The sequence below is a fragment of the Mesorhizobium sp. M7A.F.Ca.CA.002.09.1.1 genome (assembly GCF_003998555.1).
Lineage (GTDB): Bacteria > Pseudomonadota > Alphaproteobacteria > Rhizobiales > Rhizobiaceae > Mesorhizobium > Mesorhizobium ciceri.
The window spans coordinates 1-1453 of record NZ_RZRR01001148.1 but is presented as its reverse complement, the minus strand read 5'-3'; the positions used below and the strand labels follow the sequence as shown (position 1 = coordinate 1453).

Here is a 1453-nt window from a genome sequence, read left to right as displayed (position 1 = left end):
TTTCACAATCCGTGGCAGGCAGCCCTCAGCTCACCTGGACCTTCGACGACGCCTGGTCCTCCGCCAGCTTCTGCTGGAACATCTGCGCGAAGTCGATCGGGTCGAGCATCAGCGGCGGGAAGCCGCCATTGCGGGTTGCCTCGGCGATGATCTGGCGGGCGAACGGGGACAAAAGACGCGGGCATTCGATGAACAGGATCGGCAGCATGTGTTCCTGCGGAAAGCCTGCGATGGCGAACACGCCGCCATAGACCAGCTCGACATTGAACAGCACTTCCTGGTCGAAGGACGCCTTGGCGTTGAGCGTCAGATTGACGTCGAACTGCTTGTCGGAGAGCGGGTTGGCGTTGACGTTGACATTGATGGCGATGCCCGGCGCCTTGTCGCGGCCGCGCAGCGAATTCGGCGCGCCGGGGCTTTCGAAGGACAGGTCCTTCACATATTGCGCCAGAACGTTGAGCGACGGCTGCGCCGCATTGCCGTTTCCGTTGGCTGCGCCGACCGGCGCGTCATCTTTGCTGGCCATAAGCCTTGTCCTCTTGCCTGGGCAGCGTCGCTGACCGAATTGAAATCGGGCGTTCGCTACCATGGCGGGGATGACAAGACAAGGTTTGCCGCCTTGCTTCCCGGCTGCGGCATGGAGATGGGACGGCGCGCTAATCGTCCTTCAGGCGACGCCACGGCGAGTTGTGATCCGGGCCGCGCTTCAGATCGTCCTCGCGCGAATAGTCGCCGTCTTCGAGGTCGATGACCCTGTCGCGCTGGCGGCCACGAAAACCGCCGGTCGAGAAATCGGTGGCGACGACAATGCGGCCCTTGAACCGGCTCCAGGCAAAGTCGCGCAACGGCGGCAGAAACAGCAGCAGGCCGATAATGTCGGTGATGAAGCCGGGGATGATCAGGAGGATCGCCGCAACCACGATCATGGCGCCGTGCGCAAGGTGGCGGCTGGGGTTCTGGCCGGCGGCCATCTCGTTGCGGATGCGGGCCATGACACCAAAACCCTGGTATCGGAGCAAAAGCACGCCGGCGATGCTCGAGGCCAGCACGAGGCCTACCGTCGCCAGCGCGCCGACCTCGCGGCCGACGATGACGAAACCGGCAATCTCCAGCAGCGGCAGCGCAAGGAGAAAGAAGGGAAGCAGCGAAATGCGCAAGTCTTGCCAACCTTTTTCGATCGTCATGACCGTTTTGATTGTTTTGGCCGCCAGCTGGCAATCGCCGCTGGCACTGAGGCTGTTAGATAGGTATGCCTGCCTTTGATTTGAATGATTGCGCCTTGCGCTCTATATGCTTTGAATGTTGAACGCTATGCGACCGCGGCCGTTGGGCCTGATGGTCCGGCCACAGGGCAGGGATTGATTGGCGGAAGATATGGGATTCTTCGACTTCGGCACGATTTTCTTCCTGATTGCGGCGGTGGTCATCTTTTTCCAGCTGCGCAATGTGCTGG

Annotated in this window: 2 protein-coding genes and 1 pseudogene; 1 reads left to right on the top strand and 2 read right to left on the bottom strand. The window is 61.3% G+C overall.

Annotation, left to right across the window (positions count from 1 at the left end; genetic code table 11):
• Positions 1 to 25: 25 nt before the first annotated feature.
• Both secB and EN994_RS31180 read right to left on the bottom strand, forming a co-directional pair.
• Positions 26 to 526 (bottom strand): protein-export chaperone SecB, encoded by a 501-nt coding sequence (gene secB / locus EN994_RS31185; RefSeq protein WP_127308137.1) that lies wholly within the window; start codon positions 524 to 526, stop codon positions 26 to 28.
• Between the two features lie 130 nt (positions 527 to 656).
• Positions 657 to 1157, bottom strand: coding sequence for an FxsA family protein (locus EN994_RS31180; protein ID WP_082826715.1), 501 nt, complete (start codon positions 1155 to 1157; stop codon positions 657 to 659).
• A gap of 217 nt (positions 1158 to 1374) precedes the next feature.
• On the opposite strand from EN994_RS31180, the pseudogene EN994_RS31175 reads away from it, so the two are divergent.
• Positions 1375 to 1453 (top strand): annotated as a pseudogene (locus tag EN994_RS31175) (calcium-binding protein); the annotation flags it as partial.

Excerpts from the sequence above, each read along its gene's own strand:
- secB (WP_127308137.1), bottom strand. The coding sequence starts at position 526 with ATGGCCAGCAAAGATGACGCGCCGGTCGGCGCAGCCAACGGAAACGGC.